Annotated in this window: 1 protein-coding gene; it reads right to left on the reverse strand. The window is 72.4% G+C overall.

The window, feature by feature from the left end; all coding sequences use genetic code 11:
• Window positions 1–1551: CpaF/VirB11 family protein (locus ABGA98_RS45600; RefSeq protein ID WP_347624736.1), on the reverse strand; the 1551-nt coding region annotated here is incomplete at both ends.

Here is a 1551-nt window from a genome sequence, read left to right on the forward strand (position 1 = left end):
CAGCGCCTGCTCGGTGGGGGTGCGATAAGTGAGCCGCCGGGCCAGTGCCCGCACCTCGGTGGCGATCGGCGCGGGTGGGTGGTCGGCGCTGGAACGCAGCGCTTCTTCGATGCCCGCGCTGCCGCCGAGTACGTCGGCCAGGTGGCGGATCCAGGCTTCCAGCGCTTCGAGCCGTTCGATCCGCTGGACGGTGTCGCGGCTGGTCAGCATGCGCGGCAGGGCCACCGCGCCGGCCGCTGCTCCGGCGGCGGCGACCGGCCAGCCGGTCAGCCACCACGTCACGCAGAACGCGCCCAGCCCGTACACCAACGGCATGAGCGCGGAGTGGGGGATCCGGCGTCGCGGCGGGCGCGGCGGACGTACCGGAACCCGGAGGAACCCGGCGGCGGCCAGCAGCGGCCCGGCGACCAGCGCCGCTCCAGCGAGCGCGGCCAGCCAGCCGGTCACGCCCACCCTCCCGCGAACAGGTTGGCGTCGAACCCGGCCGCGACCAGCTCGTCCATGCACTGCGGGATGGTGTTCGGCACCGCCCGTCCGTCCCGGCCGGGGACGTAGACGCGGTTGACCGCCGGCTCCAGGCCGTCGGCCGGTGGCAGGACCTCGTGTATCTCGGCGACGTAGCGGCGGTTCACCAGGCCGCCCGGGGTCGTGGCGGAGTTCGTGCCGCAGGTGGACGACGAAGTCCACGGCCATGCCGATGGTGCGGAACAGCGTCTCCGGCGCGATCGACAGGCCGCCCGAGCCGGCGAGGATCAGCATCCGCGAGAACACCTGGTCGGCGGAGTCGGCGTGCATGGTGCAGATGGAGCCGGCGCCGCCGGTGTTCATCGCCTCCAGCATCGGGACCAGCTCGTCCCCGCGGACCTCGCCGACGATGATGCGGCGGGCGTTGAAGCGCAGGGCGTCCTCGATCAGCTGGTGCAGGGTGATCGCGCCGAAGCCCTCGGTGTTGCCCTCGCGGGCCTCCAGCGCGAGCACGTCGCGGTGCCGGTCGGGCTGGGCGTGGAGGAAGAGCTCGTACTCCTTCTCCACGGTCGCGATCCGCTCGTCGGGGTCGATCTCGGCCGCCAGGGCGCGGGCGAAGGTGGTCTTGCCGTCGCCCATCCCGCCGGTGATCACGATGTCCTTGTGGGCGCGTACGGCGGCGGCCAGGAACGCGCGGCAGCCCTTGTCCAGGGTGTAGGACGCCATCAGGTCGTCCAGGTCGGCGTGGAGCATGCCGTGCCTGCGGATCGACAGGCACGGGCGGGGCGTGACGCCCATGATCGCGGCGATCCGGGTCCGTCCGACCGACAGGTGCAGGCGCGGGCGCGCGATGGAGAAGTCCCGAGCGGTCTGGCCTTGGTAGGCGGCCCAGCGGCGGACGTTGCCCACCAACTCCTCGTCGCTGTCGGCGATGGCCGGGCCGGGCACCTTGCGGCCGTCGGAGTAGGTGATCCACACCTGGTCGCAGCCGTTGACGTCGATGTTCTCCACGTCGGGGTCGTCGACGAACGGTTGCAGCCGTCCCAACGCGAAGATCTCGTTGTGTACGGCCTCGGCCAGCAGCCG

The sequence above is a fragment of the Nonomuraea sp. B1E8 genome (assembly GCF_039871515.1).
Classification (GTDB): Bacteria; Actinomycetota; Actinomycetes; order Streptosporangiales; family Streptosporangiaceae; genus Nonomuraea.